The 13874-nt window shown below is 61.8% G+C and carries 11 protein-coding genes; 8 read left to right on the forward strand and 3 right to left on the reverse strand.

Going from position 1 to position 13874, the window contains the following annotated elements; translation table 11 throughout:
* The first annotated feature begins 63 nt into the window (after positions 1-63).
* The 3 genes from BLS87_RS16890 (at position 64) to BLS87_RS16900 (ending at position 4205) form a co-directional block, all read left to right on the forward strand.
* Positions 64-672, forward strand: coding sequence for an RNA polymerase sigma factor (locus BLS87_RS16890; protein WP_083370696.1), 609 nt, complete (start codon positions 64-66; stop codon positions 670-672).
* The gene (locus tag BLS87_RS16895) at positions 669-1679 is read left to right on the forward strand and encodes a FecR family protein (RefSeq protein WP_074753657.1); all 1011 of its coding nucleotides are present in this window, start codon (positions 669-671) and stop codon (positions 1677-1679) included. Before BLS87_RS16890 ends, BLS87_RS16895 begins: the two co-directional genes overlap by 4 nt.
* A gap of 183 nt (positions 1680-1862) precedes the next feature.
* Complete coding sequence (locus tag BLS87_RS16900) at positions 1863-4205, forward strand: TonB-dependent siderophore receptor (RefSeq protein ID WP_074753659.1); 2343 nt, start codon at positions 1863-1865, stop codon at positions 4203-4205.
* Between the two features lie 177 nt (positions 4206-4382).
* On the opposite strand, the gene BLS87_RS16905 is transcribed toward BLS87_RS16900, so the two are convergent.
* Complete coding sequence (locus tag BLS87_RS16905; protein WP_074753661.1) at positions 4383-5258, reverse strand: helix-turn-helix domain-containing protein; 876 nt, start codon at positions 5256-5258, stop codon at positions 4383-4385.
* A 133-nt stretch (positions 5259-5391) separates the two neighbouring features.
* Here BLS87_RS16905 and BLS87_RS16910 point away from each other — a divergent pair, with 133 nt between their 5' ends.
* The gene (locus tag BLS87_RS16910; protein WP_074753663.1) at positions 5392-6291 is read left to right on the forward strand and encodes a DMT family transporter; all 900 of its coding nucleotides are present in this window, start codon (positions 5392-5394) and stop codon (positions 6289-6291) included.
* 187 nt (positions 6292-6478) lie between these two features.
* Here the strand turns inward: BLS87_RS16910 and BLS87_RS16915 are convergent, their stop codons facing one another.
* Complete coding sequence (locus BLS87_RS16915) at positions 6479-7453, reverse strand: 2-hydroxyacid dehydrogenase (RefSeq protein WP_074753665.1); 975 nt, start codon at positions 7451-7453, stop codon at positions 6479-6481.
* A gap of 205 nt (positions 7454-7658) precedes the next feature.
* The gene (locus BLS87_RS16920) at positions 7659-8606 is read right to left on the reverse strand and encodes a LysR family transcriptional regulator (RefSeq protein ID WP_074753667.1); all 948 of its coding nucleotides are present in this window, start codon (positions 8604-8606) and stop codon (positions 7659-7661) included.
* A 181-nt stretch (positions 8607-8787) separates the two neighbouring features.
* Here BLS87_RS16920 and BLS87_RS16925 point away from each other — a divergent pair, with 181 nt between their 5' ends.
* The 4 genes from BLS87_RS16925 to BLS87_RS16940 all read left to right on the forward strand — a co-directional run bounded on the left by BLS87_RS16925 (position 8788) and on the right by BLS87_RS16940 (position 13828).
* Complete coding sequence (locus BLS87_RS16925) at positions 8788-10299, forward strand: efflux transporter outer membrane subunit (RefSeq protein WP_074753669.1); 1512 nt, start codon at positions 8788-8790, stop codon at positions 10297-10299.
* Between the two features lie 267 nt (positions 10300-10566).
* Complete coding sequence (locus BLS87_RS16930) at positions 10567-12765, forward strand: FUSC family protein (protein WP_074753671.1); 2199 nt, start codon at positions 10567-10569, stop codon at positions 12763-12765.
* Positions 12755-12955 carry a DUF1656 domain-containing protein gene (locus BLS87_RS16935; protein ID WP_074753673.1) on the forward strand — a complete coding sequence of 67 codons (201 nt, stop codon included), beginning with the start codon at positions 12755-12757 and terminating at the stop codon, positions 12953-12955. Before BLS87_RS16930 ends, BLS87_RS16935 begins: the two co-directional genes overlap by 11 nt.
* Positions 12956-12973: 18 nt before the next feature.
* A complete protein-coding gene (locus BLS87_RS16940) occupies positions 12974-13828 on the forward strand; it encodes an efflux RND transporter periplasmic adaptor subunit (protein ID WP_074753675.1) in 855 nt (284 codons plus the stop codon).
* Positions 13829-13874: the final 46 nt, after the last annotated feature.

Here is a 13874-nt window from a genome sequence, read left to right on the forward strand (position 1 = left end):
AACGACGGGGGTTTCCCGTCAGATTCTTTTGCGCATGAGAATATTTATCATTAATATCGCGCCATGATTGATCTCCCGCCACCCGCCCTCGATTCGGTTTCACCCGAGATCGATCAAAACGCCCCGACAGCTGCGCGCGCACGCTTCCTTGAGGTGTTCCTGACCCAGCGCCCGCAAATGGAAGCGCTGGTGAGTCGGCGTGTCGGGTGCCGTGCGACGGCGGCCGATCTGGTGCAGGACCTGTTCATTCGGTTCTGGCGACGTCCGCTGGTGCAGGTGGAAGAGCTCAACACCTACTTGCTGCGTTGCGCGGGGAACATCGCCATCGATCATCTGCGTAACGAGGGCACCCGCGCCCGGCTTCATGAAGCGCTGATACCTGACGAGCCGCAACTGTGCAGCGACGTACCGCAGGCCGCGCTGGAAGCCAGTATTGATTTGCGACACATCGAAGCGGCATTGCGCGGATTGCCGGAAAAGACGCGGCAGATCTTCTTGCTCAATCGCATCCACGGTCGCAAATATGGCGAGATCGCCACCGTCATGGGGCTTTCGCAAAGCGCGGTGGAAAAACACATGATGCGCGCCTTGCAAGCCTGCAAAGCGAGCCTGGGTCAAGGCACCGCGCAGGCGGTCCCGCTCCGGACGAAGTCCGAGGAGGCGCGTCGATGAAAGCGCCTTCGGACACAACCCTCGTCGTTACGCCTGAACACCACGAAACGGCCCTGAGCTGGCTGAGCGTGCTGCATGATCAGCCGACAGTGGCCGAACAGACCCGTTTCAGCCGCTGGCTGAAGGCCGATCCCGCCCACGCGCAGGCGTATGCCGAGGCTCAAGTGATGTGGGAGATGACCGAAGCACCCGCTGCGAAGCTGGCCGGTGAAGACGCCGTCGCGCTTGAAGCGTTGCTCAAGGCAATGGACGCACCGCGTCCTGCAGGTCGCAGCCGCCAGCCCCTGATGCGCTGGAGCGCGGGTCTGGCGATAGCGGCCTGTCTGGTGCTGATGGTCAGTGTCGGCCTGGGTGTTCAGCCGCAGCGCTGGATCGACGATTTCGGTGCGGATTATGTCTCTGCGCCGGGGCAGGTCCGCAGCGTGATGCTGGCCGATGGGTCGCGGGTCACTCTGGATGCCGACAGCGCCGTCGCCGTGCATTTCACCCCGGGCGAGCGCCATGTGGAATTGCGTCGGGGCGCTGCGTTCTTCCAGGTCACGCACACCGGCGAGCCATTCGTGGTCGAGGGTGGAAAAGGTGAAACCCGAGTGCTGGGTACGCAGTTCGAAGTCCGTTTACAGCCGGGTGGGGCGCAGGTGACCGTGCTGTCGGGGCGCGTCGGCGTCAGGGCGGGCGTGGACGAGCCGCAGCAGATTTTGACGGCAGGACAACGGGTCAGTTATGACCGGACCCATACCCGCGATCCGAGCGTTGTCGACAGTGAAAGCCAACTGGCCTGGCGTCAGGGCTGGCTCAATTATTACCGAACGCCACTGGCGCAAGTGATCGACGATTTGAGCCGTTATTACCCCGGGCGCATCGTCGTGCTCAACGAGCGGTTGGCCGCAAAGACCGTCAGTGGAAGCTTTCCCAGCAAGGACCCGCTAGCCGTGCTGGCGGCTTTGAAGTCGGTGGTCGGGTTCGAGCAGTACGAGGCGTTGGGGCGGGTGATTGTGATCCGCTGATTGATCGCGCAACAGCACATCCCCAGTGGGAGCGAGCTTGCTCGCGAAGGCGTTGTGTCAGTCAACATGAACTGATCTGACGCTTTCGCCAGCAAGCCGGCTCCTGCGGGAATCGTGTCCGCCGATAGATTTTCGGGGGCGAATCTCGAGGTTTGCAGATTGAAGGTCTGGTTCGGAATTTCCATGCTGACTGTCTGGAGCGTGTGCGCCCAGGGGGCGGAGCCTGCCTATGACTTTTCGATTCCCGCCAAACCTCTGCCTCAGGCCCTCAGCGATTTCAGTCGGGTAACCGGACAGGGCGTGATTTACACCCAGGACACGCCGTACAGCATCGATGCGCCGGCGGTCAGTGGATCGCTGACCGCCGAACAGGCACTGAAGCGGCTGCTGGGCACGTCCGGTCTGAGGTTTCGACGCGCCACCGACACCACGTTTACCCTTGAATCCGCATCGAGCGAAGGGGCGATCACGCTAGGGGTGACGCAGATCGACTCGCCGCGCACTGCGCCGCCGACTTACCAGCTGCCCGTCACGGCCTCGGTGATGCGCTCCTCCACGCCTCGACTGGAAAACCCGCAAGCCGTCAGCGTGGTTCCGGCTCAGGTGCTGCGCGATCAAGCGCCGCGCAACCTCGACGATGCCCTCACTGCCATCAGCGGCGTGACTCAGGGCAACACGTTGGGCAGTACGCAGGACACCCTGATGAAGCGCGGTTTTGGCGACAACCGCGACGGCTCGATCATGCGTGACGCAATGCCCGTTGTGCAGGGGCGCAACCTCAATGCCACGGCTGAGCGGGTTGAAGTGCTCAAGGGGCCGGCATCGGTGCTGTACGGCATTCAGGACCCGGGCGGGGTGATCAACGTCGTCAGCAAACGCCCTGAACGGCAGGCGTACAACGCGTTGACCGCGCGCGGCTCCCGCTATGAATCGGGTAAGAATGGCGGAGGTGCAACGCTGGACAGCACCGGCGCGCTCGGCGATTCAGCACTGGCGTATCGCATGGTTCTCGATCATGAGGACGAAGAGTACTGGCGTAACTACGGCGTGCACCGTGAAACACTGGTCGCCCCTTCGCTGGCCTGGTTCGGCGACAGCACCCAGGTGCTGGCGGCCTATGAGCACCGAGAATTCCTGTCGCCTTTCGACCGTGGAACGGCCATTGATCCCCGCACCAACCACCCGTTGAACATCCCCGCGACCCGTCGCCTGGACGAGCCTTTCAACAACATGGAAGGTCGCTCGGACCTTTATCGGCTCGAGGCCGATCACGCGTTCGACGACAATTGGAAAGGCCATCTGGGCTACAGCTACAACCGTGAAACCTACGACGCCAGTCAGGTGCGCGTGACTGCAGTGAACCCGGCCAATGGCACGCTGACCCGTTCCATGGACGGCACCCGCGATTCGTTGAGCACCGACCGCTTCACCACCTTGACCCTGGCCGGTCACGTCGGTGTCGCAGGGATTCAGCACGATCTGCTGGTCGGGTTTGACGACGAGTACCGCAAGATCTATCGCGGCGAACTGATTCGGCAAAAAAGCCTGACCACCTTCAGTTACGTAGACCCGGTGTATGGCCAGGAAGTGGAGGGCACGCAGGTCAGCGCACCGGACAGCAACCAACTGGACATCCTGCGCACCGACTCCGTGTTCATTCAGGACTCGGTTCACCTGACCGATCAATGGATAGCGGTCGTCGGTGGGCGTTATGAGAGGTTCGATCAGCAGGCGGGTAAAGGCATTCCGTTCACGCGCAACACCGACCTGAACGGTGAAAAATGGATTCCCCGCGCCGGGCTGGTGTACCGCTACACCAATGAACTGTCGTTCTACGGCAGTTACACCGAGTCGTTCAAACCCAATTCCACCATCGCGACGCTGGCGGGTGGGACGGTGCTGGATTCGGCCACCTTGCCGGAAGAATCGAAAGCCTGGGAGCTCGGCGCCAAATGGGATGTGGACGATCGAATCAGCGGGACGCTGGCGTTGTTCGACATCAAAAAGCGCAACGTACTGGTCGCCAACTTCGATTCGCTCACGGCCAATACGGTCTACACAACCGCAGGTGACGTGCGTTCGCGCGGCGCAGAACTGGACCTGAGCGGGCAGCTGTCGGAACGCTGGAGCCTGATCGGCAGCTACGCCTTCACCGATGCCTGGGTGGTGCAAGACCCGACGCTCAAGGGCAATCGGCTGCAGAATGTACCCCGGCACAGCGGTTCGCTGTCAGCGGTGTATGACTTCGGCGCGGTGCTGGGTTCTGACCGATTGCGCGCGGGGGCGGGCGCTCATTATGTGGGTGAGCGCGCAGGCGACCCGGACAACGATTTCGACCTGCCGGGTTACACCGTCGCCGATGCCTTCGCGACCTATGAAACGAAGCTGGACGGCCAGAACGTGAAGGTTCAGCTCAACGTGAAGAACCTGTTCGATCGCACCTACTACAGCTCGGCAGTGAGCCGTTATTTCGTGTCGGTGGGGGATTCGAGGCAAGTAATCGTGGCGACGACGCTGGAGTTTTAAACGTTCTGCTGCCTGATGCTTGCTGTTGGGCGTTTGAAGGTGTGGCGGGCTGAGCGCGACCTCTGTGGGAGCGAATTCATTCGCGAAAACTTTCCAGGCGATAGAGCTGTGCCGACTGTACCCCCTCATCGCGAATGAATTCGCTCCCACAGGATGAACCGTGTCCTTCCATGACATTCATGACTGAAACGCCGCCCGGTATTCCCCGGCCGTCGCGCCCATTGCTTGCCTGAAGCGATTGCTGAAATGGCTGGCGCTGGCGAATCCGCACTCCAGGGCAATGTGTCCAAACGGCAGACGGGTGCTGCGCAGCAACTCCCGGGCGCGATTCAGGCGGCGGGCGAGCAAGTATTGATGGGGCGGCAGGCCGAAGCTTTCGCGGAACATACGCGCAAAGTGATATTCCGACAGCGCGCACATCCTCGCCAGTTGCCCCAGGCTCAGCGGCTCCGCCAGATTCTGTTCGATGAACGCCACCAGTTGTCGGCGCAGATGTGGCGCCAGTCCGCCTTTCAAGCGCAGACCGTCACGCAGGCCAACCTGACTCAGGATCATGTGATCGAGCAGTTCGTGGGCCAGGCTGCTGGTCAACAGACGCTCGCCGGGCTCGCTCCAGTTCATGCTGATCAGGCGATGGAAACGCTCGGCTTGCTGCGGATCATCGATAAAGGTGTTTTCCCGCAGCATCATTTCCCGGGGCTCACGGTCAAGCAGGGTGACGCAGTTGAGGGCGAACTGCTCCGGATTGATGTACAGGTGCGCGAGCCTGAGGTCACCGTTGACCACCCACGACGACTGATGCCCGGCGGGCAGCACGCAGAGCTTGCCTGGCGCGCCTTTCTTGTCGGGCTGGTCGCGGCGATACGTCTGCGTGCCGCCCGAAATGTAGCAGGACAGGGTGTGATGGCTGGGGCCGTGATAGTCCTGCGCGTCGTGTCGGTTGTTCCACAACGCCGCGACCACACCGTCACCCAGCGATGCACTCTGCTCCAGCTGCGCGTGAGGCGAGCTGTTCAGGGCTTGAAAGACTTGGATGGTGTCCAGTGACGACATGGCGGCTCCTCTACGGCTCGCATCCTACTCCGTAGCGCCTGCGCTGCCAGCCGTCCGGCGATCAAATGCGCAAGTTTTTGCAAGTGGCGACCGAGGCTGATACGCAGACTGAGGCCTCAATGAGGAGCCTGTCATGAACATCTCGCTGTATCTGCTGACTGTGTTGATCTGGGGTACGACCTGGATCGCCCTGAAACTGCAACTGGGCGAGGTGGCGATTCCGGTGTCGATCGTTTACCGCTTCGGCCTTGCCGCGTTGATCCTGTTCGCGATGTTGCTGGTCAGCGGCAAGCTGCAAAAGGTCAATCGTCGTGGCCAGTTGATCTGCCTTGCGCAGGGGGTGTGTCTGTTCTGCGTCAACTTCATGTGCTTCCTGCACGCCAGCCAATGGATCCCCAGCGGCCTGGTTGCCGTGGTGTTTTCAACCTCGACCTTGTGGAACGCGCTCAATGCGCGGGTGTTCTTCAAACAGAGGATCGCGCGCAATGTGCTGGCCGGAGGGGCCTTGGGCCTCATTGGCCTTGCCTGCCTGTTCTGGCCTGAGCTGTCCGGGCACAGCGCAAGCCACGAGACGCTGATCGGCCTTGGATTGGCGTTGCTCGGCACGCTGTGCTTCTCGGCGGGCAACATGCTTTCCAGCCTGCAACAGAAAGCGGGCCTGCGTCCGCTGACCACCAACGCCTACGGCATGTTGTATGGCGCCACGATGCTCTGCATCTACTGCCTGGTGAGTGGCACGCCGTTCGGCTTTGAATGGAACACGCGTTACATCGGCTCGCTGCTGTACCTGGTGATTCCAGGGTCGGTCATTGGCTTCACGGCCTACCTGACCCTGGTCGGACGCATGGGCCCAGAACGTGCGGCGTACTGCACGGTGCTGTTCCCGGTGGTGGCGCTGAACGTATCGGCGTACGCCGAGGGTTACCAATGGACCGTGCCCGCGTTGATGGGACTGGTGTTGGTGATGGTGGGGAATGTGCTGGTGTTCAGGAAGCCGAAGGTGGTGGCGCCAGTGGCGGCGAAACTGGCTTGAAACGGTTGATCGTGCCCACGCTCCGCGTGGGCATGCATGCACTGACGCACCGCGTCAGCCTGGCCGCAACTGGACGCAGAGCGTCCCGGGCGGCATTCCCCGGGGACTGCGGAAACGATCATCATCAACGCGTTCCAGTGTAGGAGCGCGCTTGCCCGCGAATCGTCGGATCAGGCGCTGAAAACCTTCAGCCCTTCCACACCTGTGCATTCACCAGATCCTGTGGCTTCTCACCCAACAGCGCGGCACGCAGGTTGTCGTACGCACGGTCGGCCATGGCCTGGCGGGTTTCGTGGGTCGCGGAGCCGATGTGCGGCAGGGTCACCGCGTTGCTCAGCTGGAACAGCGGCGATTCAGGCAGCGGCTCTTTCTCATAAACGTCCAGACCTGCGCCACGAATGGTGCCGTTTTTCAGCGCTTCGATCAGCGCCGGTTCGTCGACGATCGGACCGCGGGCGATGTTCACCAGAATGGCGCCTTTCTTCATCAGCGACAGTTCGCGAGTGCTGATCAGATGTTTGGTTTTCTCGCTGAGCGGCACCACCAGACACACGAAGTCGGACTCGGCCAGCAATTGATCCAGCGTACGAAATTGCGCGCCCAGTTCCTGCTCCACGGCGGTCTTGCGGCTGTTGCCGCTGTACAGGATCGGCATGTTGAAGCCCAGACGACCCCGGCGTGCAACGGCGGCGCCAATGTTGCCCATGCCGACGATGCCCAGCGTCTTGCCGTAGACGTCCGTGCCGAAGTGCGGCGCCTCGATGCTGCGCTTCCAGTTGCCAGCCTTGGTGTAGGCGTCCAGCTCGGCGACGCGGCGGGCGCTGCTCATGATCAGCGAGAAACCCAGGTCGGCGGTGCTTTCGGTCAGCACGTCCGGAGTGTTGGTCAGCATGATGCCGCGTTCGGTGAGGTAACCGACGTCGTAGTTGTCGTAACCGACCGAGATGCTCGACACCACTTCCAGCTGTTTCGCGCTTTCCAGCTGCTCGCGGCCCAGCTTGCGGCCAGCGCCGATCATGCCGTGGCTGTGCGGCAGGGCTTCATTGAACTGCTCGTTCAGATCACCCTTTTTCGGGTCCGGGATGATCACGTTGAAGTCTTGCTGCAGGCGCTCGGCCATTTCCGGGGACACGCGGCTGAAGGCAAGGACGGTCTTTTTCATCGGATAGCTTCTCTCGGGCGGTTCAGATGGGAAGTGCGTAGCACGCTAACATTCTTGTTGTTTGATTGGCGAGGGGGAGATAGGGCACCCCGTTTTTGTAGGAGCGCGCTTGCCCGCGATTGCAATGGATCGGGCGATGGGAATGTGTCGGATGTACCGGACTCATCGCGGGCAAGCGCGCTCTTACAGGTGCGCGGCGTTTCTGCTACACCGTCTCCGGCAACACGTGCGTCTGCAAATCCGCCTCATGCGCCGCCATGATTTCCGGCAAGGAGCCACGCAGGTATTCGACCCACGTCTTGATCTTCGCATCCAGGTACTGGCGCGACGGGTAGATCGCGTACAGGTTCAGCTCATGGGAACGGTACTGCGGCAGCACGCGAACCAGCGAGCCGTTGCGCAGGCCTTCGATGGCCGAATAGATCGGCAGGATGCCGATGCCCATGCCGCTGCTGATGGCCGCTTTCATGGCGTCTGCCGAGTTCACCAGGAACGGCGAGCTGGCAATGGTCACGGTTTCCTGGCCTTCGGGGCCGTCGAACGCCCACTTCTCCAGGGGGAACACCGGGCTGACCAGGCGCAGACAGGCATGATTGAGCAGGTCCGCCGGTTTGTAGGCCATGCCAAACGCCTTGATGTAGGCGGGGGAGGCGCAGACGATGCTGTAGGTGATGCCAAGGCGCTGGGACACGAATCCCGAGTCCGGCAGTTCGCTGGCCAGCACGATCGACACGTCGTAACCCTCTTCAAGCAGGTCGGGCACGCGGTTGGTCATGGTCAGGTCGAACGACACGTCCGGGTGATTGCGTCGATAGCGCGCAATCGCGTCGATCACGTAATGCTGTCCAACGCCTGTCATCGAATGCACCTTCAACTGGCCCGCCGGGCGCGCGTGGGCGTCGCTGGCTTCGGCTTCGGCTTCTTCGACGTAACCCAGAATCTGCTCGCAGCGCAGCAAATAACGCTTGCCGGCTTCGGTCAGGGCAATGCGTCGCGTGGTGCGATTCAGGAGTCGGGTTTGCAGGTGTGCTTCCAGGTTTGAGACAGCGCGCGAAACGTTGGCGGTGGTGGTGTCCAGCTGAGCCGCGGCAGCCGTGAAGCTGCCTGCTTGTGCCACGCAACTGAAGGCGCGCATGTTTTGCAGAGTGTCCATTGGCCGTTCTCTGGTGAGATAGCAAATTGTGACATGAAGTTGCTGATCCATGTCAGCCATACCAAAGGATTATCTTCGGTTCGGTAACAAAGATTCACACAAGTCCCGGCTTATCGCCGCACAAGCCGCATCCTAGAATCGCCGCTCGTTCCACTCCCCTTTCATTCAGGTAATTGCAGCTGTGTCGCGTCGCATCCTCAGAGGGCTTAAGCCCCTCAGTGTCTGGGCTTTAACGTTACTCATCAGCGGCTGCATTGGAACCGGCGGTATTGCCCCTCAAGGGACCTCGTTGTCGCCCGACAACCTGGCCACCGATGACGCGATCAAAGCGGCGGCGAAAGATGCCCACTGGCCCGACGGTCAATGGTGGCGCGCTTATGGTGACGATCAACTCAATCACTGGATCGAGCTCGCCGCACTCGGCAGCCCGAGTCTGGCCATCGCGGCGGCGCGCGTGCGTCAAGCCAAGGCCATGGCCGGGATCGCCGAGTCGGCAGAGTCGGTGCACATCACGGGCGACAGCACCCTCAAACGTCATAACTGGCCAACCGACCAGTTCTACGGCCCGGGGGAGCTGTCGAACACCAGCACCTGGGACAACAACGCTTCCATCGGCCTGAGCTATTCCCTTGACCTCTGGGGTCGGGAAAGCAACAACACCGAAGAGGCGCTGGACATGGCGCACATGAGCGCCGCCGAAGAACGTCAGGCTCAGCTGGAATTGCAGGACAACATCGTCCGCGCCTACATTCAGCTGTCGCTGAATTACGCCCAGCGCGACATCGTCGAAGCGACGCTGGCGCAACAACAGCAGATTGTTGACCTTGCGCAACGTCGTCTGAAGGGCGGCATCGGCACGCATTTCGAGGTCAGTCAGGCCGAAACGCCGCTGCCCGAAACCCATCGCCAGATCGACGCGCTGGACGAAGCCATTGCCCTGAGCCGCAACCAGATCGCGGCGTTGGCCGGCAAGGGGCCGGGTGAGGGCGCCAGCCTGCAGCGTCCGACCCTGTCGCTCAACGCCGCGCTCAAACTGCCGTCCGCGCTGCCAGCGCAATTACTGGGTCAACGGCCGGACGTGGTTGCCAGCCGCTGGCGAGTGGCTGCGCAGGCCCGGGGCATCGATGTCGCTCACGCCGGTTTCTACCCCAACGTCGACTTGATGGGCAGCCTGGGTTACATGGCCACGGGCGGGGGCATGCTGGAGTTTCTGACCGGCAAGAAATTCAACTACAGCGTCGGCCCGGCGATCACGCTGCCGATCTTTGACGGCGGACGTCTACGCTCAGAGCTGGGCGTGGCCTCTGCCGGTTACGACGCCGCCGTGGCGCAATACAACCAGACGCTGGTCAACGCGCTCAAGAGCATTTCCGATCAGTTGATTCGCCGCGAGTCGATGAACAAACAGCAAGGGTTCGCCGACCAGTCGGTGGCTGCCGCGCAGAAGACGTATGACATCGCCATGATCGCCTACCAGCGTGGCCTGACCGATTACCTGAACGTGCTCAACGCGCAGACCTTGTTGTTCCATCAGCAGCAGATCCAGCAGCAGGTTCAAGCCGCGCGTCTGACGGTGCATGCCGAACTGGTGGTGGCGTTGGGCGGTGGCTTGATGACCGGTAACGATTCGCCAGCGGCCAACAAGACCGCCGCGCCGAAGACCCCGGCTGCGTTGACGGTGTTTGATAAATGATCAAGCAGGCCCGGATCTGTAGGAGCGTGGCTTGTGTCTGGGCCGCATCCGGACGATCTGCCGTGAGCCGGCAGCAATCATCGCGCGCGGTGTGCCTGACTCAACCGAGTCGCCCTATTTTACGACCGGTTCCCGGCCGATCGCGGGACAAGCCACGCTCCTACAATGGTTTAGCGTCGATTGCGATATTTACGATCCAACACAAAACCTGTGGGAGCGAGCTTGCTCGCGAATCGATCCCCCCGTCGCCGCAGGTCTTGAACTGAAATGAACACGGCACTGACCTGGTTCAGATCCCTGGAATGGCGTCGCGAACTCAACGGCTGGGCGCGCAGTGACGGGGTGACCTGGATCTACATCTTCAAGGTGCTGATAGCGGCGTTCGTGACCTATTGGGTGGCGATGCGGCTTGAATTGCCGCAGCCGCGCACGGCCGTCATCACTGTCTTCATCGTCATGCAACCTCAAAGCGGCCACGTGTTTGCCAAGAGCTTCTATCGTCTGCTGGGGACGCTGGCCGGGTCGGTGGTCATGGTGGTGATGATGGCGCTGTTCCCTCAGGACAGTGAGCCGTTTCTCTTGCTTCTGTCGCTGTGGGTCGCGTTCTGCTGTGCCGGGGCCGCGCGTTATCGCAACTTTCGTGCGTACGGGTTCGTGCTGGCGGGCTACACGGCGGCGTTCACCGGTCTGCCGGCGCTGGCCCATCCCGACACCTCATTCATGGCAGCGGTCTGGCGCCTGCTGGAAATTTCCCTGGGTATCCTCTGCTCGACGCTGGTGACTGCCGCGATTTTGCCGCAGAGCACTGGCGCGGCCATGCGTAACGCGCTCTACCAGCGTTTCGGGACCTTTGCCCGGTTCGCCATCGACGGCCTGCGCGGCAACAGCGATCCGCAGCGTTTCGAAGCCAGCAACGTGCGCTTCATCGCCGACGCCGTAGGGCTGGAAGGCTTGCGTGCCGTCACGGTGTTCGAAGACCCGCACATGCGTCGGCGCAATGGACGCCTGAACCGCTTGAACAGCGAGTTCATGACCATCACCACGCGTTTCAACGCCTTGCACCAGTTGCTTGAACGCTTGCGCAGTCGCGGCCTGACCCCGTCGGTGCACGCCATCGAGCCGGGGCTGAACGAGCTGGCCGAGCTGTTGGAGCCTTTTGCCGGTCGTGCCCTGACCGACACCGATGCGAATCAGCTGGCCAGCCGGTTGAGCGACTTCAAGGCGGGTCTGCCAGAGCAGGTACGGCACCTGCGTGCCGAATTCGTCGACAGCGCGCCAAGTGACGACGAGCTGCTGGACTTCCACACCGCCTACGAATTGCTCTATCGCTTCGTCGACGATATGCACGACTATGCCCAGACCCATGCCTCGCTGGCCGATCACAGCCATGCGCGGGAGAAGTGGGTCGAGCCGTTCGTCAACACCACCAACTGGACGCTGTCGCTGGCGTCCGGGGTGCGCGCCCTGGTGGTGATGGCCGTGATGTCGGTGTACTGGGTGGCGACGGCCTGGCCGAGCGGGGCGACGATGACCCTGGTGTCGGCCGCCACCGTGGCCCTGTCGGCCACCACCGCCAACCCGCGACGGATGTCGTTCCAGATGGCCTGCGGCACCGCGCTCGGCGCTGTGCTGGGGTTCTTTCAAACGTTTTTTGTGCTGCCGCTGATCGACGGTTTCCCGTTGCTGTGCATGGTGTTGGCCCCGGTATTCGCTCTCGGCGCGTTTCTCACGACACGGCCGCAGTGGGCCGGTGTCGGTATCGGCCTGCTGATCTTTTTCAGTATCGGGTCGGTGCCGGACAACCTCACCGTCTACAACCCCTACACCTTCATCAACGACTACATCGCGATGGTCATCGGCATGCTGTTGTGTGCCGTGGCGGGCGCGATCATTCTGCCGCCGAACAGTCGCTGGCTGTGGCGGCGTCTGGAAGACGACTTGCGTCAACAGGTGAGTTTTGCGATCAGCGCACCCTTGCGCGGGCTGCGCTCGAACTTCGAAAGCCGCATCCGCGACCTCGTGCATCAAGCCTACGGTCTGGCGGCCGGGCAACCAGTGGTCCAGCGCAGCCTGCTGCGCTGGATGTTCGTGGTGCAGGAGATCGGCCACGCCATCATCGAGCTGCGTCGCGAGCAGGCCATCTTGCCGGTGCACCCCAGCTACGCTGAGTCCCAGCCGTGGCGTCAGGCGATTCGCGCGATGGGCCGCTCACTGGTGCGTCTGTTCATTCAGCCCGACCGGCACAATCTGGCTCGCAGCCTGTATGCGGTGGACCATGCGATCTTCTGCGTGCAGAACACTGACGAGCCGTTCGCCCCGCATTTCGACACCTCGGCACTGCGCCGGGTGAAGAGCTACCTGCATTTCATCCGCACGTGCCTGTTGGACCCGCAACCGCCGTTAGCGGCTTATGCGCCTGCACAGTCTTCCGTTGAGCCGCCGCAAGGACTTTCCCATGCCTCGTGAAATCGCCTTCCATGGCGTTTACATGCCGACCATCACGGTGATGTTTCTGGTCGCCATGGTGCTCGCCTGGGCGCTGGACCGCTTGATGTCCGGGCTCGATCTGTACCGTTTTTTCTGGCACCCGGCGTTGCTGCGCCTGAGCCTGTTCAGCTGCATTTTTGGCGCGATGGCGCTGACCGTTTACCGTTGAGGCCTATGTGAATTCGAGATGAAAAAGTTCATCAGTCTGATCGCGACATTATTGATTCTGGCGCTGGCCATCTGGATTGGCCGCTTGCTGTGGGTCCACTACATGGACACCCCCTGGACCCGTGACGGGCGAGTGCGCGCGGACGTGATCAACGTCGCGGCGGACGTCAGCGGTGTGGTCATCGACGTGCCGGTCAAGGACAACCAGCCGGTGAAAAAAGGCGATCTGTTGATGCAGATCGACCCCGAACACTACCAACTGGCGGTCAAGCAGGCCGAAGCGATGGTGGCGTCACGCAAGGCGACCTGGGAAATGCGCAAGGTCAACGCGAACCGTCGCAAGGACCTGGACGCGCTGGTGATTTCCGCCGAGAACCGTGAGGACGCCTCCAACGTCGCCAACTCCGCTCAGGCGGATTACCAGTTGGCCGTGGCGCAACTGGAAGCCGCGCAGTTGAACCTGCAACGCACCAAGGTGCTGGCCGCCGTGGACGGTTATGTCACCAACCTCAATGTCCACCGTGGCGACTACGCCCGGATAGGCGAGGCGAAGATGGCCGTCGTCGACAAGAACTCGTTCTGGGTTTATGGCTTCTTTGAAGAAACCAAACTGCCCCATGTCAAAGTCGGCGACCCAGCCGACATGCAGTTGATGAGTGGCGAAGTGATGAAAGGCCACGTCGAAAGCATCGCCCGCGCCATTTACGACCGTGACAACCCTGAAAGCCGCGAGCTGATCGCGGACGTCAACCCGACGTTCAACTGGGTCCGCCTGGCGCAACGCGTGCCCGTACGTATCCATCTGGACCACGTGCCGGACAGCGTTGTGTTGGCGGCAGGGATCACCTGCACTGTGATTGTTAATCCGCAGTGATGATGGGGCCGCCAGTGCTGTGAAGCCTGGCAACGTGTGCCTAAGG

Source organism: Pseudomonas abietaniphila (assembly GCF_900100795.1).
Classification (GTDB): domain Bacteria; phylum Pseudomonadota; class Gammaproteobacteria; order Pseudomonadales; family Pseudomonadaceae; genus Aquipseudomonas; species Aquipseudomonas abietaniphila.

Coding starts and splice junctions, on each gene's coding strand:
- BLS87_RS16915 (WP_074753665.1), bottom strand. CDS start 7,453: ATGAAAAAGACCGTCCTTGCCTTCAGCCGCGTGTCCCCGGAAATGGCC.
- BLS87_RS16940 (WP_074753675.1), top strand. CDS start 12,974: ATGAAAAAGTTCATCAGTCTGATCGCGACATTATTGATTCTGGCGCTG.
- BLS87_RS16890 (WP_083370696.1), top strand. CDS start 64: ATGATTGATCTCCCGCCACCCGCCCTCGATTCGGTTTCACCCGAGATC.
- BLS87_RS16920 (WP_074753667.1), bottom strand. CDS start 8,606: ATGGACACTCTGCAAAACATGCGCGCCTTCAGTTGCGTGGCACAAGCA.
- BLS87_RS16935 (WP_074753673.1), top strand. CDS start 12,755: ATGCCTCGTGAAATCGCCTTCCATGGCGTTTACATGCCGACCATCACG.
- BLS87_RS16910 (WP_074753663.1), top strand. CDS start 5,392: ATGAACATCTCGCTGTATCTGCTGACTGTGTTGATCTGGGGTACGACC.
- BLS87_RS16900 (WP_074753659.1), top strand. CDS start 1,863: ATGCTGACTGTCTGGAGCGTGTGCGCCCAGGGGGCGGAGCCTGCCTAT.
- BLS87_RS16905 (WP_074753661.1), bottom strand. CDS start 5,258: ATGTCGTCACTGGACACCATCCAAGTCTTTCAAGCCCTGAACAGCTCG.
- BLS87_RS16895 (WP_074753657.1), top strand. CDS start 669: ATGAAAGCGCCTTCGGACACAACCCTCGTCGTTACGCCTGAACACCAC.
- BLS87_RS16930 (WP_074753671.1), top strand. CDS start 10,567: ATGAACACGGCACTGACCTGGTTCAGATCCCTGGAATGGCGTCGCGAA.